Origin of the sequence: Micromonospora sp. DT228 (genome assembly GCF_049841595.1) — a bacterium.
In the GTDB taxonomy this organism is placed as follows: Bacteria; Actinomycetota; Actinomycetes; order Mycobacteriales; family Micromonosporaceae; genus Micromonospora.
Genome location: NZ_JBNCKO010000010.1, coordinates 61,996 through 82,591, shown reverse-complemented (window position 1 = coordinate 82,591; position 20,596 = coordinate 61,996). Strand labels below are relative to the sequence as shown.

General features: G+C 73.7%; 23 protein-coding genes. 13 read left to right on the top strand and 10 right to left on the bottom strand.

Annotated elements, in window-relative coordinates; genetic code table 11:
• Positions 1-163 precede the first annotated feature (163 nt).
• From ACLQ29_RS20890 to ACLQ29_RS20880, 3 genes are all read left to right on the top strand, one after another.
• Positions 164-583, top strand: a complete 420-nt coding sequence (locus ACLQ29_RS20890) for a hypothetical protein (RefSeq protein ID WP_425773176.1) — start codon at positions 164-166, stop codon at positions 581-583.
• Positions 584-603: 20 nt separating this feature from the next.
• Positions 604-1,782: a low temperature requirement protein A gene (locus ACLQ29_RS20885; protein ID WP_425773175.1), complete on the top strand. Its 1,179-nt coding sequence runs from the start codon at positions 604-606 to the stop codon at positions 1,780-1,782.
• A gap of 64 nt (positions 1,783-1,846) precedes the next feature.
• Positions 1,847-3,298 (top strand): cryptochrome/photolyase family protein, encoded by a 1,452-nt coding sequence (locus ACLQ29_RS20880; RefSeq protein WP_425773174.1) that lies wholly within the window; start codon positions 1,847-1,849, stop codon positions 3,296-3,298.
• 12 nt (positions 3,299-3,310) lie between these two features.
• Here the strand turns inward: ACLQ29_RS20880 and ACLQ29_RS20875 are convergent, their stop codons facing one another.
• The 4 genes from ACLQ29_RS20875 to ACLQ29_RS20860 form a co-directional block, all read right to left on the bottom strand.
• Positions 3,311-4,216 carry an SDR family NAD(P)-dependent oxidoreductase gene (locus tag ACLQ29_RS20875; RefSeq protein WP_425773173.1) on the bottom strand — a complete coding sequence of 302 codons (906 nt, stop codon included), beginning with the start codon at positions 4,214-4,216 and terminating at the stop codon, positions 3,311-3,313.
• 23 nt (positions 4,217-4,239) lie between these two features.
• A complete protein-coding gene (locus ACLQ29_RS20870; protein WP_425773172.1) occupies positions 4,240-5,742 on the bottom strand; it encodes a flavin-containing monooxygenase in 1,503 nt (500 codons plus the stop codon).
• Between the two features lie 63 nt (positions 5,743-5,805).
• Complete coding sequence (locus tag ACLQ29_RS20865) at positions 5,806-6,264, bottom strand: hypothetical protein (RefSeq protein WP_425773171.1); 459 nt, start codon at positions 6,262-6,264, stop codon at positions 5,806-5,808.
• Positions 6,264-6,743 carry a hypothetical protein gene (locus tag ACLQ29_RS20860; RefSeq protein ID WP_425773170.1) on the bottom strand — a complete coding sequence of 160 codons (480 nt, stop codon included), beginning with the start codon at positions 6,741-6,743 and terminating at the stop codon, positions 6,264-6,266. Before ACLQ29_RS20860 ends, ACLQ29_RS20865 begins: the two co-directional genes overlap by 1 nt.
• A gap of 44 nt (positions 6,744-6,787) precedes the next feature.
• Here ACLQ29_RS20860 and ACLQ29_RS20855 point away from each other — a divergent pair, with 44 nt between their 5' ends.
• The 3 genes from ACLQ29_RS20855 to ACLQ29_RS20845 are packed head-to-tail and all read left to right on the top strand — an operon-like array spanning position 6,788 to position 9,873.
• Positions 6,788-7,786, top strand: coding sequence for a helix-turn-helix transcriptional regulator (locus ACLQ29_RS20855; protein WP_425773169.1), 999 nt, complete (start codon positions 6,788-6,790; stop codon positions 7,784-7,786).
• Positions 7,787-7,831: 45 nt separating this feature from the next.
• Positions 7,832-8,455 carry an ABC transporter ATP-binding protein gene (locus tag ACLQ29_RS20850; protein WP_425773168.1) on the top strand — a complete coding sequence of 208 codons (624 nt, stop codon included), beginning with the start codon at positions 7,832-7,834 and terminating at the stop codon, positions 8,453-8,455.
• Entirely contained in the window at positions 8,452-9,873 is a 1,422-nt protein-coding gene (locus ACLQ29_RS20845; protein WP_425773167.1) for a DUF6297 family protein, read from the top strand. Before ACLQ29_RS20850 ends, ACLQ29_RS20845 begins: the two co-directional genes overlap by 4 nt.
• A gap of 46 nt (positions 9,874-9,919) precedes the next feature.
• Here ACLQ29_RS20845 and ACLQ29_RS20840 read toward each other — a convergent pair whose 3' ends face one another.
• Positions 9,920-11,398 carry a PLP-dependent aminotransferase family protein gene (locus ACLQ29_RS20840; protein WP_425773166.1) on the bottom strand — a complete coding sequence of 493 codons (1,479 nt, stop codon included), beginning with the start codon at positions 11,396-11,398 and terminating at the stop codon, positions 9,920-9,922.
• A 62-nt stretch (positions 11,399-11,460) separates the two neighbouring features.
• Here ACLQ29_RS20840 and ACLQ29_RS20835 point away from each other — a divergent pair, with 62 nt between their 5' ends.
• Entirely contained in the window at positions 11,461-12,072 is a 612-nt protein-coding gene (locus ACLQ29_RS20835; RefSeq protein WP_425773165.1) for a LysE family translocator, read from the top strand.
• Positions 12,073-12,079: 7 nt separating this feature from the next.
• Positions 12,080-12,499, top strand: coding sequence for a hypothetical protein (locus tag ACLQ29_RS20830; protein ID WP_425773164.1), 420 nt, complete (start codon positions 12,080-12,082; stop codon positions 12,497-12,499).
• On the opposite strand, the gene ACLQ29_RS20825 is transcribed toward ACLQ29_RS20830, so the two are convergent.
• A complete protein-coding gene (locus tag ACLQ29_RS20825) occupies positions 12,472-13,074 on the bottom strand; it encodes an MBL fold metallo-hydrolase (RefSeq protein ID WP_425773163.1) in 603 nt (200 codons plus the stop codon). The two genes, ACLQ29_RS20830 and ACLQ29_RS20825, sit on opposite strands and share 28 nt — an antisense overlap.
• A 116-nt stretch (positions 13,075-13,190) precedes the next feature.
• Complete coding sequence (locus tag ACLQ29_RS20820; protein ID WP_425773162.1) at positions 13,191-13,799, bottom strand: hypothetical protein; 609 nt, start codon at positions 13,797-13,799, stop codon at positions 13,191-13,193.
• 181 nt (positions 13,800-13,980) lie between these two features.
• Between ACLQ29_RS20820 and ACLQ29_RS20815 the strand changes: the two genes are divergently transcribed.
• From ACLQ29_RS20815 to ACLQ29_RS20805, 3 genes are all read left to right on the top strand, one after another.
• Positions 13,981-15,078 carry a DUF5919 domain-containing protein gene (locus ACLQ29_RS20815; RefSeq protein WP_425773161.1) on the top strand — a complete coding sequence of 366 codons (1,098 nt, stop codon included), beginning with the start codon at positions 13,981-13,983 and terminating at the stop codon, positions 15,076-15,078.
• 73 nt (positions 15,079-15,151) lie between these two features.
• Positions 15,152-16,039, top strand: coding sequence for a pentapeptide repeat-containing protein (locus tag ACLQ29_RS20810; RefSeq protein WP_425773160.1), 888 nt, complete (start codon positions 15,152-15,154; stop codon positions 16,037-16,039).
• Positions 16,040-16,111: 72 nt separating this feature from the next.
• Positions 16,112-16,348 carry a preprotein translocase YidC gene (locus ACLQ29_RS20805; protein ID WP_238648548.1) on the top strand — a complete coding sequence of 79 codons (237 nt, stop codon included), beginning with the start codon at positions 16,112-16,114 and terminating at the stop codon, positions 16,346-16,348.
• 7 nt (positions 16,349-16,355) lie between these two features.
• Here ACLQ29_RS20805 and rnhA read toward each other — a convergent pair whose 3' ends face one another.
• From rnhA to ACLQ29_RS20790, 3 genes are all read right to left on the bottom strand, one after another.
• On the bottom strand, positions 16,356-16,829 hold the full coding sequence (gene rnhA / locus ACLQ29_RS20800) for a ribonuclease HI (protein WP_030491933.1): 474 nt from the start codon (positions 16,827-16,829) through the stop codon (positions 16,356-16,358).
• A gap of 157 nt (positions 16,830-16,986) precedes the next feature.
• On the bottom strand, positions 16,987-18,255 hold the full coding sequence (locus ACLQ29_RS20795) for a lycopene cyclase family protein (RefSeq protein ID WP_425773159.1): 1,269 nt from the start codon (positions 18,253-18,255) through the stop codon (positions 16,987-16,989).
• Positions 18,256-18,302: 47 nt separating this feature from the next.
• Positions 18,303-18,950 (bottom strand): MFS transporter, encoded by a 648-nt coding sequence (locus tag ACLQ29_RS20790; RefSeq protein ID WP_425773158.1) that lies wholly within the window; start codon positions 18,948-18,950, stop codon positions 18,303-18,305.
• Positions 18,951-19,359: 409 nt separating this feature from the next.
• Between ACLQ29_RS20790 and ACLQ29_RS20785 the strand changes: the two genes are divergently transcribed.
• Complete coding sequence (locus ACLQ29_RS20785) at positions 19,360-19,845, top strand: hypothetical protein (RefSeq protein ID WP_355033209.1); 486 nt, start codon at positions 19,360-19,362, stop codon at positions 19,843-19,845.
• 89 nt (positions 19,846-19,934) lie between these two features.
• Entirely contained in the window at positions 19,935-20,546 is a 612-nt protein-coding gene (locus ACLQ29_RS20780; protein ID WP_425773157.1) for a class F sortase, read from the top strand.
• Positions 20,547-20,596: the final 50 nt, after the last annotated feature.

Below are 20,596 nucleotides of genomic sequence, written 5' to 3'. Positions count from 1 at the left end.
CGGCAGGGCCGGAAGCCGGGTGGGCGGGTGTGCCACGGGCTCGGCGGTGGGCCCCGGGCGAACCTACCCCGACCACCACGGCCGGCCCAGCCGCCCCGGCGGGTTATCGCGGGCGGTCCGGGGTACGCGGGCCGCATTCGACCACGGCCAACGGGGAGTGATCATGAAACTCGCGCACCTGCCGCTCCGACTGAGCATCGGCGCGTACTTTCTCAACTCGGGTCTCGGCAAGCGGACCCTGGAGGGCGCCGCCGCGGAGGGCCTCCACGGGATGGCGGTCGCCGCCATGCCGCAACTCGGTCAGTTGGACCCACCGCGCTTCGCGAAGCTGCTGTCGTACTCGGAGATCGCGCTGGGGGCCGCGCTGCTCGCGCCGTTCGTCCCGGCCCCCCTGGTCGGGTTGGGCCTGACCGCGTTCGGCGCGGGCCTGGTGCAGCTGTACCTGAAGACGCCGGGGATGCGCGAGCCCGGCAGCGTCCGCCCGACCCAGCAGGGCGCCGGGCTCGCCAAGGACGTCTGGCTTGTCGGCGCCGGGCTGACCCTGGTGTTGGAGGGGCTGACCCACGGCCGTCGACGCCGGTGAGCTTCGCCTGAGGAGCGGCGGTGACGAACTCCCGTGCGGTGCGGCCGTTCTACCGGCCGATGCGGCCCCGTCGTCGCGACGAGCCACACCGCGCGGCCACCCCGCTGGAACTCTTCTTCGACCTCTGTTTCGTGGTGGCCGTCGCGCAGGCGGCCAGCAGCCTGCACCACGACGTCGCCGAGGGCCATCTCGGGCACGCCGCGACCAGCTACGCCATGGTGTTCTTCGCGATCTGGTGGTCGTGGGTGAACTTCACCTGGTTCGCCTCGGCGTACGACACCGACGACGACGTCTACCGGATCACCACACTGGTGCAGATCTCCGGAGCGCTGATCCTGGCGGCCGGCGTGCCACGCGCCTTCACCGACGGCGACTTCACCGTCATCACCTACGGGTACGTGGTGATGCGACTGGCGGCGGTCGGGAACTGGACCCGAGCCGCGGTCGGCGACCCCCGCCACCGCGCGGCGGCGCGCCGCTACGCGATCGGCGTGACAGTGGTGCAGCTCGGCTGGCTGCTGCGGCTGACGCTGCCCGCCGAGTGGGGTATCGCGACGTTCGTGCTGCTGGCGCTTGCCGACCTGCTGGTGCCGGCGGTGGCCGAACGCCCCGGGATGACCCCCTGGCACCCCGAGCACATCGCCGAACGGTACGGGCTGTTCACCCTGATCGTGCTCGGCGAGGCCGTCCTGGCCATCTCGATCGCGATCCAGACCGGGCTGGACGCCGGGGAGCACGGCCTCTGGTCCCTCGCGGCGGCCGGCGCGGTCATCGTGTTCGCGCTCTGGTGGCTCTACTTCGACCGGCCCAACGAGGCGCCCGACCGGCTGCCGTACTCCCTGATCTGGGGCTACGGCCACTACCTGGTCTTCGCCGCGATCGCCGCGATCGGCGCCGGCCTGGGGGTGTCGGTGGACGTCGAGCGGCACCTCGCGCACGTCTCCGCAGGCACCGCCGCGTACGCGGTGGCCATCCCGGTCGCCGTCTTCCTGCTCACGGTCTGGGTGCTGCACGTACGCCGGCAGCAGCACGGCGCGGTGGTCGTCGCCTTCCCCGTCGTCGCGCTTCTGGCACTGCTCACGCCGCTCGGCCCGGCCCCGGTGTCCGTGCTCGCGGCGCTGCTCGTCGCGCTCGTGACGCTTACCGTGCTGCTGCGCCGCCGCGACGTCGGGCCGAGCACCGCGGTCAACAGGTCCTGACTCGCCGACGCCCATCTCGGTGCGGCACCGAGCGCGGCGGCCCGCGGGTAGGCAGAATTACGGCATGCCTCGCCGCCGATGGTTGCTGGCCGATCAGCTCGGGCCGCACTTCCTCGACGACCCCGACCAACAGGTGCTGCTGGTGGAGATCCGGGACCTGTTCCGCCGCCAGCGGATGCACCGACAGCGGGCACACCTGATCCTGTCCGCGCTGCGCCACCGCGCCGCCGAGCTGGGTGACCGGGCGCTGCTGCTGCGCACCGACACGTTCCGGCAGGCGTTGGCGCAGGTCGGTGAGCCACTGGAGGTGTGCCATCCGCACTCGCGGGCGGCGCTGCGCTTCGCAGAATCGGTGCCGGAGCTGACCGTGCTGCCGCCGCGCGGCTTCATCACCAGCCGGACCGACTTCGCCGACTGGGCGGACCGCGCGCGCCGCGGCACGCTGCGGATGGCCGACTTCTACCGGCACGCCCGGCGCCGCCACGACGTGCTGACCGCCACGACCGGGCCGGGACTCCGACCGCGACCCGAGAGCCGCGCCGCGCCTGTCGCACCACCTCCACCCCCGCCGATCGTCGAGGATGACATCGACGCGGAGGTCCGCCGTGACCTGGACCGGTGGGCCGCCGACGGGGTGCGGTTCGTCGGCCGGGACGGCCCCCGGCGTCACCCGGCCACCCACGCCGAGGCGCAGGCCCGACTCACGCACTTCCTGACCCATCGGCTATCCGGCTACGGTCGCTACGCCGACGTGATGAGCGGTGCGGACCCGCTGCTCGCGCACTCGACGCTCTCGTCCTCGTTCAACCTCGGGTTGCTGCACCCGGAGCCCGCGGTACGCGCCGCCGAGCAGGCGTGGCGGGCCGGCCAAGCCCCGCGTACGGCGGTGGAGCCGTTCATCCGGGGGCTGCTCGGTTGGCGGGAGTTCCTCTGGCAGTTGTACTGGTACTTCGAGCCGCGCTACCGGGGGGCGAACTGGCTGGCCGCGACCGAGCCGCTGCCGCAGTGGTTCGCCGAGTTGGACGCCGACGCGGTGGAGGCCCGCTGCCTGGCCGACGTCCTCGCCACCGTCCGGGACGGGGCCTGGACGCACCACACGCCCCGGCTGCTGGTGCTGGCGAACTACGCGTTGCAACGCGGCTGGCGGCCCACCGACGTGGCGGACTGGTTCCAGCGCTGCTTCGTCGACGGCACCGACTGGGTGATGAACGCGACCGTGATCGGCATGAGCCAGTACGCCGACCTGGCTCGGGTGGACACCCGCCCGTACGCGGTGGACGGCACCGACATCGACGAGATCAGCGACTACTGCTCCGGCTGCCGCTACGTCCCGGAGCAGGCGCTCGGCGACCTGGCCTGCCCGTACACCGGGGGTTTCGAGAGTTTCCTGCACCGCAACCGGGTGCGGTTGGCGACCGATGCGCGCCTCGCCGCCGAGCTGGCCCGCCGCGACGAGCCGGAGCACCGCGAGGCGGTGCTGGCCCAGGAGGAGAAGCGGGACAGCACACCCCCGTGACCGCGCCGCCGGTCAGGCCACCTCGCGGGTCGCGTCGGCGTCGCCGGGGCGGGGCGCCGGCACACCGGGGACGGGTGTCGCCGGGCGGACGACGCCCCGGTTCAGACCGGCGACCAGCAGCCGGTTGTACGAGGCCGGCAGGACCCGGGCCAGCAGGTCCGGCAGCTTCGCCGACCAGCCGATCAGCACCCGGCCGCGCCGCCGCTCGACGGCACGCAGAATCACCTCGGCGGCCCGGCTCGGCGCGATGGTGAGCAGTTTCTCGAACTGCTCGCGGCCGGCCGCGTACTCCTCGGGTGGGACGCCGCTGCCGATCCGGGCGTTCGCGGTGATCCGGGTGCGGATCCCGCCGGGGTGCACCGAGGTCACCCCGATGCCGTCGTCGACCAACTCGTGGCGCAGCGCCTCGGTGAGGCCGCGCACCGCGAACTTGCTCGCCGAGTACGCGGCCTGCCCGGCCGGCGCGATCAGCCCGAACAGGCTGGAGACGTTTACCAGGTGCGCGCCGGACTCCGCCTTCAGCGTCGGCAGCAGTGCGTGGGTCAACTGCGCCACGGCCCGGAAGTTGACGTCGACCACCCAGCTGAACTCGTCGAACGTCACCTGGTCGAACCGGCCGCCGAGGCCGACGCCGGCGTTGTTCACCAGCAGCCGTACGCGCGGGTGCCGCCGACCGATCTCGGCGGCCACCCGGGCGGTGGCGTCCACGTCGGCGAGGTCCACGAGGTACGTGTGCACCTGACGGTCCGGGTGGTCGGCGCGGACCGCGGCGGCGACCGCGTCCAGCCGGTCGGCGTCGCGGTCCAGCAGGACCAGGTCGGTGCCCCGGCCGGCGAGCGCGTGCGCCAGCGCCGCGCCGATCCCACTGGCCGCCCCGGTGACCACGGCTGTCGCGCCGGTGAAGTCGAATCTCCGCACGATCGGTGCTCCTCCGCTGACGGTTACCGGCGAGCGGCCGGACGGGTCGGGACGGGACGCGGGGCGGGCGCGGTGGCGCGGGCGAAGCGCACCCCCTCGTCGGTGAGCCGGCCGTGCCGCATCAGCAGCACGTCGCGGGCGTAGTTCTGGTGCAGCCGCCAGGGTGCGCGCACGCCCTGCCGGGGCAACGCGTCGAGACTGCGCAGCACGTAGGAGGAGCGCAGGTCGATGAGCGGCACGCGCGCGTCGTCGGCGGGCGGGCGCGGGGTGACGACCTGCTGGCCGGTGCGGTCCAGGTGGCGCAGCAACCGGCAGACGTACCCGGCGACCAGGTCGGCCTTGAGCGTCCACGACGCGTTGGTGTAGCCGAGGGTCAGCGCGAAGTTCGGCACCCCGGACACCATCATGCCCTTGTAGGCCACGGTGCTCGCGAGGTCGACCTCGGCGCCGTCCACGCGCAGGGTCAGGCCACCGAGGGCGAGCAGGTTGAGCCCGGTCGCGGTGACCACGATGTCGGCGGGCACCTGGGCGCCGGAGGTCAACCGGACACCGTGCGCGGTGAAGGTGTCGATGGTGTCGGTCACCACCGACGCCCTGCCCTCGCGCACGGCGGTGAACAGGTCGCCGTCGGGGGCAACGCAGAGGCGCTGATCCCACGGGTCGTACCGGGGCGCGAAGTGCCTGTCGACGTCGTACCCCACCGGGAGCCGGCCGGCGGCGGCCCGGCGCAGCAGCCGCTTCACCAGGCCGGGGGCGCGGCGGCTGAGCTGAAAGGTGGCGGTGGACAGCAGCACGTTCTTCCAGCGCGCCACCGGGTACGCGGCGGCCGCCGGCAGCCAGCGCCGCAGCGCGTCGGCCAGCCGGTCGCGCGAGGGCCGCGCCAGGACGTACGTGGGTGAGCGTTGGAGCATCGTCACGTGGGCGGCCCGCTCGGCCAACGCCGGCACCAGGGTGACCGCGGTGGCACCGCTGCCGATCACCACCACCCGCCGGCCGGTGTGGTCGAGGTCCTCGGGCCAGTGCTGCGGGTGCACCAGCCGCCCACCGTAGGCGTCGACGCCGGGCAGGGCCGGTGTGTATCCCTCGTCGTAGCGGTAGTAGCCGGTGCAGGCGAACAGGAACGAGCAGGTCGCCACCACCGTCTCGGCGGTGTCGGTGCGCTGCGCGTGCACCGTCCAACGGGCGGTGCCGCTGTCCCAGTCGGCGCGCAGCACCCGGTGCCGGAAGCGGATGTGCCGCTGCACGTCGTACTCCCGGGCGGTCTCCCGCACGTACTCCCGGATGGTGGCGCCGTCGGCGATGGCCTTCGGCGCGGTCCACGGCTTGAACGAGTAGCCGAGGGTGAACATGTCCGAGTCGGACCGGATGCCCGGGTAGCGGAACAGGTCCCAGGTGCCGCCGACGGCGTCGCGCGCCTCCAGCACCGCGTACGTCTTGTCCGGGCAGTCGCGGCGCAGGTGGCAGGCCGCGCCGACGCCGGACAGGCCGGCGCCGACGATGAGCACGTCGACGTGGTCGGAGGCCATCGCGTTCCTCCATCCGAGCGCGGTGGACGGACATTAACACCGCGCCCGGATGGTCGGAAACCGCTAGTCGGACGCCTTGGTGAAAGTCATGATCCAGTTGGTTTCCCAGGTCTCCTCGCCGTCGACCGAGAACGCCTGCTCCCACCGGGCGGTGGTCGCGCTGATGTCCGACCAGATGAACCGGCACCGCACCGGACGCCCCTCGTGCTGGTCGTCGGCGTAGAAGCGGCCCACCCCGTCGACGAAGCGGCCCACCATCGGCGGCTGACCCAGCACGCCGTCGACGCTGCTCATCCAGTAGATCGACCACTCCTGCCGGGCCGGTTCGAAGATCCGGACGGTGGCGCCCGCGGAACCCTTGGTCGGGAAGATGATCTCGTCGAAGTGGCCGCCGCCGCCGAAGAAGCCGTGCGCGACCGACACCCCGGGAAACTCCTCCCACTCGTCGGAGCCCACCAGCCGCTTGCGCAGCCGCCTGTTCACGACGTTCCAGGTGCCCACAAAGAAGTCGAAGTCGCCCATCAGCGGCCCACCGGCCCTTCCGCTCGCGTGTCGTTGAGATATCCAGTCAGGTCGGGTGCCTCCGGCGCAAGCATGTGCCGAACCCAGGCGGCCCGTTCGTGCTCCAGCACCGCCAACTCCCACACGCAGCCGACGGCGGGTCGACGGACCTCCACGAAGTGGGTCGGGTCCTCGTCCGGGCAGTCCAGCGCCGGCTGCCCGGCCGCGGCGACCCGGACCTCCAGCGCGTTGTCCCACACCCAGGTGTACGCCAGCAGGTACGCGCCGGTGTCCGCGCCCCGGTGCAGCACCACCCACCCGGCGGCCGGGGTGCCGTCGTCGTCGAGGTCGACGAGCAGCAACGGTAGCTGCTCGTACGCGGCCTTCTCCACCTCCGGTTCGATCAGTTGCTCCGGCTGGTCTATGTGGTAGCGCTTGAGGTGCCGGCCGTCCACAGTGATCGGTCCGGGCGCGCGAAGGTCCTTGTCGCGAAATGCCATGCCGGGACGGTAGGACGGGTCCCCTGACAACTAGTGTCAGTGAAGTGCGGGCTTCTCGACTTCTTTCCCTCCTGCTGCTGCTCCAGCAACACGGCCGGCTGACCGCCACCCAGCTCGCCGGCCGGCTGGCCGTCTCCCCCCGCACGATCTACCGGGACGTGGAGTCGCTGCACGCCGCCGGCATCCCGCTGTACGGGGAGGCCGGGCACGCCGGCGGCTACCACCTTGTCGACGGCTGGCGGACCCGGCTGACCGGGCTCACCGCCGACGAGGCCGACCGGCTGTTCCTGGCCGGGTTGCCCGGCCCCGCCGACGAGCTGGGTTACGGCGACGTGGTGGGCGCGCTGCGACTCAAGCTGCACGCCGCGCTCCCCGCTCCCCTGCGCGACCGGGCGACCCAGCTCCAACAACGTTTCCACCTGGACACCCCCGGCTGGTACGCCGACGGCGACGCCTCCCCCGAGCTGTCCCGCACCGCCGAGGCGGTCTGGCGGCAGCACCGCGTCGAGGTGCGCTACCGCGGGTGGAACGGCGAGGTGACCCGGGTGCTGGAGCCGTACGGCCTGGTGCTCAAGGGCTGCCGCTGGTATGTGGTGGCCGACCAGCCCGGTCGGGGCGCTCCGGCGACCTACCGGGTCAACCAGATCCTCGCGCTGACCCCGCTGCCGCAGGAGTTCGTCCGACCGGCCGACTTCGACCTGCCGGCCTGGTGGCGGGCACACGTGGTGCAGTTCCGGGCCCGCCTGCACCGCGACGAGGCCACCGTCCGGCTCTCCCCCGCCGGCCGGCAACGGCTGCGCGAGATCGGCAGCGATCCGGTGGTGACCGCGGTGGACGCCAGCGCCCAGCCGCCGGACGCGCGGGGCTGGGTGACCGCGGTGCTGCCGATCGAGTCGCTCACCCACGCCCAGGGCGAGTTGCTGCGCCTCGGCGCCGACGTCGAGGTGCTGACCCCTGTCGCGCTGCGCGAACGCCTGGCCGCCACCGCCGCCGCGCTCGCCGCGCTCTACGCGCCCGACGCGACGACGCCGCCGACCGCGTGACATAGGTCGCTCGGGTTGGTCGGTGGGACCGCTCTGGGAGACTCTGTGATCGTGGACGCGCTCTCGGTACGGGGACTTAGCCGCAACTTCGGCGACCTGGTCGTGCTCGACGACGTGAGTTTCACGCTCGCGGCCGGCCGGATCGCGGTGGTGCTCGGGCCCAACGGCAGCGGCAAGACCACCCTGCTGCGCTGCGTGGTCGGCGCCGACCGGCCGGACGCCGGCGAGGTGCTGGTGCAGGGCCGCCGGGCCGACGAGACCGACCCACAGGTCCGGGCGCTGGTGGCGGCCGCCCTGGACGACATTGACTTCTTCCCGGACCTGTCCGTGGTCGAGCACCTGGAGCTTGTCGCGTACGCCCACGGGAGCAACGCCGAGCCGGTCGAGGAGGTGCTCACCGAGCTGGGTCTGGAACCGGCCCGCGACCAGCTCCCGGTGACCCTGTCCAGCGGACAGCGCCGCCGGTTGGCGCTGGCGTCCTGTTTCGTGCGGCCACGCCGGGTGCTGATCCTGGACGAGCCGGAGCAGCGCCTCGACGTACGCGGGCGACAGTGGCTGGCCGAGCGGCTGGTGCGGGAACGCGAGGCCGGCACCGCCGTGCTGCTGGCCTCGCACGACCCGGAGCTGATCGACGCGGTGGTCGACGAGCGCATCGAGATCGGCAGGTGAGCGCCCCGCCGGCCACCATCGCCGCCACGCCGACCGGGGTGCCCACCGCCCGGCAACTGCGCACCCACCTGCGCCGGGCCCGCAGCCGGCACCACGATCACTCCCTCGGTGAGGTGCTGGGCGACGCGTACGTCATCGTCCTGTTCACGGGCATGTACGGCTGGTTCGCGATCAGCGCGAGCCGTGACCTGCTGGATTCCCCCACGGTGGGGCAGGCGGAGCCGGGGGTGCGCTGGTGGCTGGCGCTCGCCGCGCTGCTGGCCGGCGCCGGCCTGGCCTGGCGTGGCCTGCGCGCGCTCGGCCCGCTGCTGGTCACCCCGGCCACGCAGAGCTGGGCGACGAGCGCTCCTGTCGACCGGCGGGCATGGCTGGCGCCACGCTTCGTCCTGCTGCTGGTCGGTGCCGCGGTGGGCACGGCGGCGCTCGGGTTGGCCGTGGCGGCGCTCGGCGGGGTCAGCGATCCGGCGGCGCTGGGTTGGGCGGCCGCGGCCGGCGCGGGCTGGGGTGCGGCGGCGCTGGCGCTCAGCGTCGTCGCCCAGAGCAGCCGGGCGGGTCGACGGTGGCCGGCGGTGGCCGGTGCGGCGCCGATGGTGGTGGCCGCCGTCGTCACCGCCGTGGTGGTGCTTCTCGGTCACCTCGGTGACGGGCTGCCCCGGCCGGCGGTGACGCCGACCGTCGCGCTGTTCGCCCTCGCGCTGCCCCTCGCGGGACTGGGCACGATCCGCGCGGTACGCGCGTTGCCGCAGGTCGACCGGGCCACGCTCACCACCGGCGCGCAGTTCGCCAACGCCGCCGCCACGGCCACGATCCTGCTCGATCCGAGCCTGCTCACCGGCCTGATGGAGAGCCGGCGGTGGCGTCGGATCGGCCGGGTCCGCAGCCGCCGGTTGCTGCCCGGCCCCGCCTGGTGGGCGTTTCTGCAGGCTGACGTACGCCGGTTGCGCCGTCACCCGAGCGCCCTGCTGCTCTGGGTGACGCTGATCGGCGTGCAGTACGCTGCCGCGCTCGCCCTGCCCGGGTTGGCCGGGGCCGCGCAGGTGGTGTTCGCGTACCTCGCCGCCAACCGGTTGACCGGTGGCCTGCGGTCGATCAGCCGGTCACCCGGACTGCGCCGGGCTCTGGGCGGCAGCGACGCCCTGCTGCGCGGGATCCACGTGGTGGTGCCGGCCGTCGGCGCGGGGCTGTGGTGGTTGCTGACCCTGCCGACAGTCGAGCCGGGGCCGTCCTGGCTGGCGCCGACGCTGGCGCTGGGCGTGGTGGCCGCCGCGTTCCGGGCCGGCACCCGCCCGCCGATCAACTACGGTGGCGCGACGGTCAACACGCCGTTCGGCATGCTCCCGGTCGACCTGGTGCGCCAGGGCTCGCGCGGGCCGGCGCTGCTCGCCGCGCTGGTGCTGGTGCAGCTGCTCCTGGGCTGAGCCCCCACCCCGCGGCCGGGGAGACGCACGGCGGCGCCGGCGGTGATCAGGACCGGCGGCGGCCGAGCGCGGCGGCGATCTGCGCGACGCCCTCGTCGATCTCGGTCGTCGTACGGGCCGCGTAGCCGAGCACGAGGCCCGGCCGGTAGGGACGCTGGCAGTGCCAGGACAGCGGTTGCACCTTCACCCCACACGCCAGCGTCGCCGCCGCCAGCTCGGTGTCGACCACGTCGTCGTCCAGCGTGATCATCAGGTGCAGGCCGGCGGCGGCGCCGTGCACCGTCGCCGACGGCAGCGCTCGGGCCAGCGCGGCGATCATCGCGTCCCGTCGACGGATGTGTCGACGGCGCAGCAACCGCAGATGCCGCTCGAAGGCCCCGGAGGTCAGCAACTCCGCGAGCACCAGTTGTGGGAGCACGGCGTTGCCCAGGTCGGCGTTGCGCTTGGCGGCCACCACCGCCTCGCGCAGTCGTGGCGGCACCAGCAGCCAGCCGACCCGCAGGGCCGGGGCGAGCAGCTTGGAGACGCTGCCGGCGTAGCAGACCTGCTCGGGCAGCAGGCCCCGCAGCGCCGGCACCGGTGGCCGGTCGTAGCGGTGCTCGGCGTCGTAGTCGTCCTCGATGATCAGACCGCCGGCCCGCGCCCAGGCGACGAGGTGGCGGCGGCGGTCACCGTCGAGCACGACGCCGGTCGGGAACTGGTGCGCGGGGGTGAGCATCACGGCCGGTACGCCCGTGGCGACCAACTCGTCGACGCGCAGCCCGGCGTCGTCGACACTGATCGGTGGGGTTTCCATCCGCCAGTTGTTCAGGTGCTGCCGCACGCCGAGCGAGCCCGGGTCCTCGACCGCGATCCGGTCGACGCCGGCAGCGGTGAGTGCCTGGGCGAGCAGCCCGAGCGCCTGGGAGACGCCGGCCACGATGATCACCTCGACGGGGTCGACGCTGATCCCGCGGTTGCGGGCCAGCCAGGCGGCGACGGCCTGTCGCAGCGCGGGCGCGCCACACGGGTCGCCGTAGCCGAGGTCGGCCGCGGCGAGGCGGCGCAGCACGGCCCGTTCGGCGCGCAGCCAGTCCGCGCGGGGAAAGGCGGTCAGGTCGGGTACGCCGGGCGTCAGGTCGATTGACGCGTGCGCCGCGCGTACCGCGTCGAAGATGTCGGTGCCCGGTGCCGGCGGGAAGGTCGCGAGCGGTGCCGGCGCGGCGGTCGGGGCGGGTGTGGGCGCGGCCGGCGCGCCGACGACCACCGTTCCGGCCCGGCCCCGACCGGTGACGTGCCCCTCCTCGGCCAGGCGCTGGTACGCCTCGGTGACCACGCCCCGGGAGACACCGAGGTCGGCGGCGAGCACCCGGGTGGGGGGCAGCCGTTCGCCGACGGGCACCCGTCCCTCGGCGATGGCCTGCCGCAGCCGGTCGGTCAGCCAGTCGGTCCGTCCGCCCGGCTCCGCGTCGGCGAGGCTCAGGTGCAGGAAGTCCGACCCGGCCGTTCTGGACCTCTCGGACGTGGTCAGTTTGGCTCTGCCCATCGGGCCATTGTGGCAGCAGAGTGAGCAGCAGCCTGACCTGCCAACTCCGCCGGAGGACGACCGTGACCATCCCGTTCCTGATCACCACGCTGATCGTGGTGGTCACCCCCGGCACCGGGGTGATCTTCACTCTCTCCGCCGGCCTGTCCCGGGGCGCCCGCGCCGGGGTGCTGGCCGCGTTCGCCTGCACGCTGGGGACGCTGCCGCACCTGCTGGCGGCGATGACCGGGCTGGCCGCGCTGATGCAGACCAGCGCCGTGGCGTTCGAGACCGTCCGCTACCTCGGCGTCGGCTACCTGCTCTACCTGGCCTGGTCCATGACGCGGGACCGCGACGCCTTCGCGGTGACGACCGACGCCCCACCCCGCTCGGCGCTCCGGGTGATCGTCTCCGGGGTGCTGGTCAACCTGCTCAACCCGAAGCCGACGATGTTCTTCGTCGCGTTCCTGCCGCAGTTCGTGGACACCACGGCACCGGGCTCGACCCGGGCGATGCTCGGCTGCGGCGCGGTGTTCATGCTGCTCACCTTCGTGGTGTTCAGCGGCTACGGCGTCTTCGCGGCCCGGGTACGCGACCGGGTGCTGACCCGCCCCCGCGTCACCGACTGGCTGCGCCGATCCGCCGCCGGCACGTTCATCGCGCTCGGCGTGACCCTCGCCCTCACCGACCGATAGGACCACCGTGCAGTTCGAACATTCTCCGCAGCTTCGCGACGCGTACCCCGATCTGGTCGCCGGTGTGGTGCAGGCCGCCGGTATCACCGCCACCGCCGACGTGGCGGCACGCACGGCCGCCCATCTCGCCGAGGCGCGGCGGCGGTTGGCCGGTGGGGCCGAGAGCGGGTTCCCGGAGATCCAGGCGTGGCGGCGGGCGTACGCGGCGATGGGGCTGCGCCCCACCAAGTACCGCTGCGCCGCCGAGGCGCTGCACCCGGGGTGCGCGCCGGCCGTGACCCGGCTGGTCGCCGACCTCGTGACGGAACTGACCGGCCGGTGGTCCGCCCCGACGGCCGCCGCGGTGCTCACCGCCGCCGCGCCCCGCTTCCGCACCCCGGCGGCGGGCGACGACAGGGGTCAGGCGGTGTCGCCGGGCAGCACGTGACGGTAGCCGGGGATCGTCTCGCCGAACCAGCCGGCGACGCTGGCCAGGCCACGCTCGTTGAGCTGCGCGTCGTGGATCGGGTACGCCGCGGCGGCACCCACGGCGGTGGCGAACCGGATCGCCTCGTCGAGGCGCAGCCAGGACCCCTGGGCCGGGACGAGCAGGATGCGCACCGGCTCGTCGGGCACGTGCAACGCGTCGCCGGGGTGGTAGAGCCCGTCGCCGATCAGGTAGCCGAGGTTGGGGCAGTCCGGTAGACCCTCGTGGATGGCGGCGTGCCGGCCGCCGTGGGCGCTGACCTCGATGCCGGCCGCCGTGAAGCGTTGCCCGGCGCGGACCCGGGTCACCGGCAGCGGCACGAGATCCGGCAGCCGGGCGCCCTCCGGGGCGTACACGGGGACGCCCAGGCCGGCCAGGCGCAGCACGTCCACGTGGTCGGTGTGTTCGTGGGTGACCAGGACGGCGTCCGCGCCGACGAGGGCTCGCGGCTCACTCCACGTCCCCGGGTCGACGACAAGCACCCCACCGTCGTGCTCGACCCGGACGCAGGCGTGCGTGAAACGGGTGATCCGCATCCGGCGACGGTACGCCGTCGACAGCTCGGTCCGGGGCCCCGTCGCGGTTGGGCCGGCCGTGCCGGGGTGGAGCGGCTGCATGCCGCAGCGATACGAGGACTACCCGAGGATCACCGTCACCGCATCGGCGCGGCCGACGCCCGGACGATGTACGCGAACTGCACACCGAACGCCACCACCGCGACCAGCACCCCGACGGCGACCGTCACCACGCCCCCGGCCCCGACGGTCGTGGTCACCAGAGCGACGCCGAGCCCGGTCAGCACCGCGTTGACCGCGCCCACGAGTGCGGCGGTGGTCAGCAGGAACTCCCACCGCCCCGGTCGCGTGCCGACCAGGTTCCAGGCGGTGCTCATGGCGTCGTCGGCCACCACCGCGTCGGCGAAGAAGTCGTGCTCGCCCGCGAGGTGATGCTGGTAGTAGGCCCGAATGCGCTGGATCCGCCGCAGGTCCAACGAGTTCTCCACGGTGGTCTCCACCAGCCGCAGAAACGTCAGCACCCCGAGGATGACAAGCGTCGGCAGCACCGCGGCCAGGTACGGCCGGATCAGCTTGTCGTTGCTGGCGACGAAGCCGAGGCCGATCAGCGCCGCCGACAGGACCGACAGGAAGATGGTGGCGCGGCCGGTGGCCTCGGCGATGGTGCCGGCGCGGGACGTCTGCAACGCGTAGTGCTCGGTGGTCAGGACGGAGAGAAGCGCCTGCTCGCGTTCGCTCTCGTCCACCCCGCCACCCTCCGTGGTCGCACGACTCCGTTACCGTCACCCTATGAGCGGCGGAGCTTCTGCGAGCGGTGAACCGGCCGCTCGGAGAAGGGGACAGCGCCCAGCAAAGCGGGCACGTATCCTCCGAATTCCGGTGATCAGCAAGCGGCGGTGGGGCCGACCGACAGCGGAAGGGGACCGGATGCCCGAGTGGGCTGGTCGAGGCGGGCGGCAACGACACGCCTTCGTCGTCGGTGGGGCCCTGCTCGGGGTCGCCGTCGTCATGCTCGTGGCCGCCTGGCGCAGCACCGGCTTCCTGAGCGACCTGCTGCTCAATCTCGGTGCCAGCGTCGTGCTGGCGGCCATCTCGTACGTCATCTTCGACCCGCTGTTCGAGGAGGCCCGCAAGGCACGGGTGCAGGAGCACCTGAGCTTCGACCAGCAGGCGTTCGTGACCCGGTTGCACCGCTCCGGCCGCCGGGTGCGCATCCTCGACACCTGGACGATCCTGCTGGAGCAGCGGCACCGCGAGGAGACGCTGAGCGCGATCCGGGCGGCACTCGCCAACGGCGCCCAGGTGCAGCTTCTCCTGCTCGACCCGGACTGCACCGCCGCGCAGCAACGCTCCGAGGAGTTGGAACGGCAGCGGGTCGACGTGCCCCGGCAGATCCGCACCAACCTGCGCCATCTGGCCGCCTTCACCGACGCCCTCGACGCCCGGTTGCGGCAACGCCTGCAGATCCGGCTCTACGACGCGTCCCCGTCGATCCAGCTCTACCAGTGGGACGGGCGGGCGTTGATCTCGTTCTTCCCAATCGGGAAGCTGTCGTTCAACGTCCCCCAGCTCGAGGTCGACATGGACAGCCCGTGGGGCGGGTTCGTGCACGCCCGGTTCGAGGAGTTGTGGGAGCACGAACAGGCCACCCTCGACCTGGAGCGCTACTGGTCGGTCATGGTCACCCTCCTGCACGACGACTCGGACGTGGCCGAGGTGAGCGTGCCGTACCTGACGGTGGACGGGCAGCACTACGTCGACTGCCGTGGGTTCCGGGTGACCGGGCAGCTGACCGCGCGCGCCATGCTGCCGCCCCGCGCGCCCGGGGCATCCCCCGCGATGTTCGCGCTGGCGGAGCCCGCCGACGGGGACCACACGCCGGTCGACACCGTGAAACGGCACTTCGACCAGAAGTACGGGCACGCCGACGCGGAGCGGGCGATCTACCGGTTGGTGCCGCCACCGGGCACCTCCCGTACCCCGAGTCCCCGCTCGGCGGGAGCCGACGACACGCACGGACGGTGACCCCGACCCGACCGGTCGGCTCGGGGCGCGAGACAATTGTGGCCCCGCCCCGAACGCCAGGAGGACCGGCCACGTGTCGCCCAGCACCGCACCGCCGCCCGGGTCGGCGCAGCTTCGCGCCGACTGCGGACGCTGCTTCGGCCTGTGCTGCGTGGTGCCCGCGTTCGCCCGCTCGGCGGACTTCGCCATCGACAAGCCGGCCGGGCGGGCCTGCCCCAACCTCGGTCCGGACCACCGTTGCGGCATCCACACCGAGCTGCGCCAACGAGGGTTTCCCGGCTGCACGGTGTTCGACTGCTTCGGGGCCGGGCAGCAGGTCGCCCAGGTGACCTTCGGCGGGCGGGACTGGCGGGACGCGCCGGAGACGCTGCCGGCCATGGCGGAGGCCTTCGCGGTGCTGCGCCCCCTGCACGAACTGCTCTGGTACGTCACCGAGGCGCTGGCGCTGCGTCCGCCGGCCGACCTGCGCGACGAGTTGGCCCGCGCCCGCGCCGAGACGATGGCACTGACCGAGGGTGACCCGGCGCACCTGCGCACGGTGGACGTCGCCACGCACCGGGACCTGGTCAACCCGCTGCTGTCCCGGGCCAGCGACGCGGCCCGCGCACCCGGGGGCGCCGACCACCGGGGCGCGCGCCTGCCCGGCGTCGACCTGCGCCGGGCCGACCTGCGCCGGGCCAACCTGCGCGGGGCGCTGCTGATCGGCGCCGACCTGCGCGGCGTCGACCTGAGCCTGGCCGACGTCACGGGCGCGGACCTGCGCGGGGCCGACCTGCGCGGCGCCGATCTGCGGAGCACGCTCTTCCTGCACCAGTCCCAGCTCGACGCCGCACGTGGCGACGCGCGCACCGTCCTGCCGGCGGCCCACACCCGGCCACCGCACTGGACGGCGCTGCCGCTCACCCCGGTCCGCCAGCCATCCCGGGCAACCGCCTCCACCGGCCGCCGCCGACGGCGCTGAGCGCGAGGTTTCGGCCGGTACGACGCCGGGTAGCCAGCGCCGACGCGGACCGGCATCGACGGGGGGCACGGCGTGGGCTACCGAAAGCGCGACGGTGAGTTGCCGGGCGACCCGCAGCACAGCGAAGACGAGGCCGGCCAGGTGCCGCTGGTGCAGGTCGAGGCGGACACCGAGGTGCCCGCGCCGGCGGACACCGACGTCCGGCCGGACATCGTGACCGAGCCCGACAACTCGGGTGTCGCCGGTGGTTCGTCCGGCAGCAGCGGCGGCGGGTCGAGCATGCCGGGGCACCCCGACGCGACCCGCTGACCCGGGCTCAGCGGCTGGTCAGTGCGGCGCGCGCCTCGGTCATGCCCTTGTTGGCCAGCCCGTCGGCCCGCTCGTTCTCCGGGTGGCCGTTGTGCCCCTTGACCCACAGCCAGGTGACCTCGTGCCGTTCGCAGGCCGCCTCCAGCCGCTGCCACAGGTCGGCGTTCTTCACCGGCTGCTTCGCGGCGGTCCGCCAACCGTTGCGCTTCCAGGACGCCAGCCAACTGGTGATGCCGTTGCGCACGTACGTGCTGTCGGTGTGCAACTCAACGGTGACCGGCCGGTTCAGGCTCTCCAACGCCTGGATGGCCGCCATCAGCTCCATCCGGTTGTTCGTGGTCGGCGTGGCCTCGCCACCGCACAACTCCCGCTCGTGGTCGCCGTAGCGCAACAGCGCGCCCCAACCGCCCGGCCCGGGGTTGCCACTGCACGCCCCGTCGGTCCAGATCTGCACGCCCCTGCCGGCCGCCGCGTCCACCATGCCCGGCAACCTACCGGGCGGTGACGTCGTCCTCCCCGCTCGGGGGGCCGGCACGCCGGGGGCGACGGCCCCGCCCACGGTGCTCCACTCCCGCGGCAGCGCACACAGTGCCCCACTGGCGGGGCAGCTCTACAGGCGGCGCAGGACGCGACGCCGGTCAGGTCCGACGGGTCGCTCCACCCGCGCCGGGCTCCGCGCCCAGCGGATCCCCCACCACCGCGGGCGGAACGGCCGGCGCTGGCCGGGTCGGGCGCAGCCGGTCACGGACGCGCTGTGCGGCGTCGCCGGCAGACGCGGCGATCATCGGCAACAGCCGGGTCGAGTTCATGATCGCGACCTCCTCGGCCGGGGTGGTGACCCCGTCGAGGAAGCGCAACACCCGCTCGGCCGGGTTGCGGTCGAAGAGCCTGTCGAAGAAGTCGGGACCGCCGACCCCGCCCCGGTCCAGCGCCCGCAGGGCCACCGCGTCCATCCACAGGTGCCGACGCGGGTACGCCGGCTCGGGCACCGGCGCGCGGCCCGCCGCGAGGGCGCGGGCCACCTGGTCGGCCTGGCGGTACATGGCGGAGAACGTGAAGCCGGTGGAGGGACGGGTCGCGCCGCCGGCCGTACCGAACCGGACCACCCGGGGCGAGGGCCGGGCCGGGAACGGCGCGTCGGTCATCGGGATCACCCCGTTCTCCACCTCGCGCACCCGCAGCCCGGCCGGGTCCAGACCGAGCAGGTCGCGATAGCCGGCCAGCGCCGCGTCGTACCCGGCGTCGGTGAGCAGGTCGGGCGAGAACTCGGTGTACTCGACCAGGGCGTACCTGTCGCTCACCGGCAGCACGTACCCGAACGAGACGCCCCGGCGTGGCTGCGGGGTGCGGAAGTCCATCAGCACCGCGCGCGCCGGGTCGAAGACCGGCCGGTCGGCCTCCAGCCACCAGCCGCGGAAGTGCTGCAACCAGGTGGTTCGCCCCGCTCGCGCCGGCGGGCGGGGGCGGGAGTCGAGCACCCAGGCCGCCCTTACGGTCTGCCCGTCGCCGGTGCGCACCCGCACCCGCGTGCCGTCGTCGGTCACCGTCTCGGCGGGGGCGACGATCCGGGTGGCGTCCAGTCGGCGCTCGGCCGCGGCAGCCCGGTCGTAGACCGGGCCGGAGCGGAGCATGGCGTACCGCAGCGGGGTCAGGTCCAGGACGCGGCGGCGGGCCGTCGTCGCCACCTCGACCTGCTGCCAGCTCGCGCTGAGCAGCGGGTCCAGGTCGGTGCCCGGGTGGCCCCAGAACGCCCAGGTGCGGTCCTGACCGCGCCGGCGGACCGGGTCGACGACGGCGATGCGAAGGTCCCGGACGCCGTGCCGGTCCAGCGCGGCGAGCAGCAGCGACGCCGCGCCGCCACCGCCGAGCAGCGCGAGGTCGACGTCGAGCGGCGCGGAATCGGTCACCCGCACCACGCTGCCACACCGCCGCCCACCACCACCCGCCGCACCACTCAGGGCACGGGCGTGCGCTGCTGCTCGGCCGCGGGCGGGTCGGCATAGGCGCGCGTGACCGCCGCGCGGTTGAAGACCCGCCAGGTGGCGGCAGCGACGCCGATCGCCACCACCAACCCGACCCAGTACGGCGCGGTGATGCCGAACCGGGCGGCGAGGACCCCGCCCAGCAGCGCGCCCACGCAGTTGCCACCGGCCGCCACGAAGAGGGTCGTGCTGGCCACCCGCCCCTGCAACGCCGGCGGGGTGAGTCGTTGGCGCAGGGAGTTCGCCACGATGTTCCACAACGCGCCGTGCACGCCGAAGGCGAAGAGCGCGAACCCGACCACGACGGTGCTGCGCGACGCGGCCAACGCCAGGTGCAGGCCCGCCTCGACGAGCAGGCCGATCCGGATCGTCCAGGTGGCGCTGATCCGGGCGATGATCCGGTCGCCGAGGAACGCGCCGAGCACCCCACCGGCGGCCATGCAGGTGAACAGCAGGCCGTAGCCGACGGAGGAGAGTCCGAGCCGCTCGCCGGCGAGCAGCACCAGCACCGCGAGCGCGGCGGTGAGGGTCACGTTGAGCAGACCGATCAGCACCGCCATCGTGCGCAGCAACCGCTGGTTGGCCAACCACCGCAGCCCCTCGACGATCTCGGCGCCCATCGAGCGGGTACGGCGTTCGTGCGGGTCGCCGGCGGCGGCCCAGGGCCGACAGGGTCGTCGCCGCCCAGAGTCGGGCGAACGTCGTTCCCAGACCAGCTCCCACGTTCGGTGTCACGGCGAGCGAACCTACCAGCGTTTCGGCGGGCGGCCCCGGCCTTTATCCACCCGGCCGGCCGGTCGCGCCCACCGGCTCGTGGACAGCCGACGCCATACCTCGCCATCGACCCAGGGACGACAGCCCGCAGCTCTCCCCGCCTTCTGGTGGACACGTGACGGCAACGAGGAATTCTCATTTTCACCTGATCGTGGGGCCAACCCACCTAGTGTTGGGCACACCGGTGCTAGTCGGAGTTGGCCACCCGAACGACGTCCCACGCAGTCAGCGGACGAAAAGTGAGGGAAGACGCGTATGAAGGTCTCAACAGCACTCTGCTCGGCGGCGCTCGGCGTGGGCCTCGGCACGCTCCTGCTGCCAGGCGCCGCACTGGCCGACACGACCGTGTCACCGGCCACCACCCCGGTCGGTGGGACCGTCGTACTCACCGCGACGACCTGCAACCCGAAGTCGGGTGACGCCCTCTTCCGGGTCACCGGCCCCAACCGCGACCAGAACGTCCGATCCACCACGGCCGCCGCCGGCGGCGGGTTGAGCGCCGAACTCTTCACCGCCGGATTCACCCTGGGCACGTACACGGTGGCCGCGACCTGCGGCGACGGCAGTTCGGCGGGCACCGCGACGTTCACCGTCACCCCGATCGGCGGCGCGCCGGCCGGCTCCGGCGGTGACAGCCGCGACACCGGCGCTCTGGCCGCCGGTGGCACCCTGCTCGGCACCGCCCTGGCCGGCGCGGTGGTCCTGATCCGCCGGCGGCGTCCGGTGTCCACTGTCGCCTGATCGGCGACTGCTCCATCCCTGAGGACGGGTGCCCGCACCGGTGACACCGGCGCGGGCACCCCGACGATGCCCTACGGAGGTGTGCCCACGTGTGGTGGCGGCGGACCCTACCGGCCGTGGTGGCCCTGCTCGGAGTGACCGGGCTGGGGCTGATCACCGTCGGCCTCACCGCCGATCCGACGCTGCCACCACCACCGCCGGCCGACGCGCCGAGGCGCACCCATCCCGCGCCGGACCTCGCGCCGCTGCCCCGCGCCGCGCCGGTCCGGGTGCGGATCCCCGCCATCGACGTACGCGCGGAGGTCGTTCCGGTCGGCGCGGACACCGCCGGGGTGCTGGAGGTGCCGCCGCTCGACAAGCCCACCCTCGCCGGCTGGTACCGGCACGGGGTCAGCCCCGGCGAAACCGGCAACGCCGTCCTGGTGGGACACGTCGACTCCCCCGCCGGACCGGCCGTCTTCTTCGACCTCGGCCGGCTGCGCGGCGGCGCGCAGATCCAGGTCACCCGTGCCGACGCGCAGGTCGCCACGTTCACCGTGGACGACGTCCGCGCGTACCCGAAGGAGCACTTTCCCACCACGCTCGTCTACGGCCCGGCGGACGCCGCCGGGCTACGCCTGATCACCTGCGGCGGCCGGTTCGACGCCACGACCGGCAACTACGTCGACAACGTCGTCGTCTTCGCCACCCGCACCGCCTGAACACCGTCGCCCACCTGTCGGGCGCCGGACCCCGCTCGGCAGAATGCGGT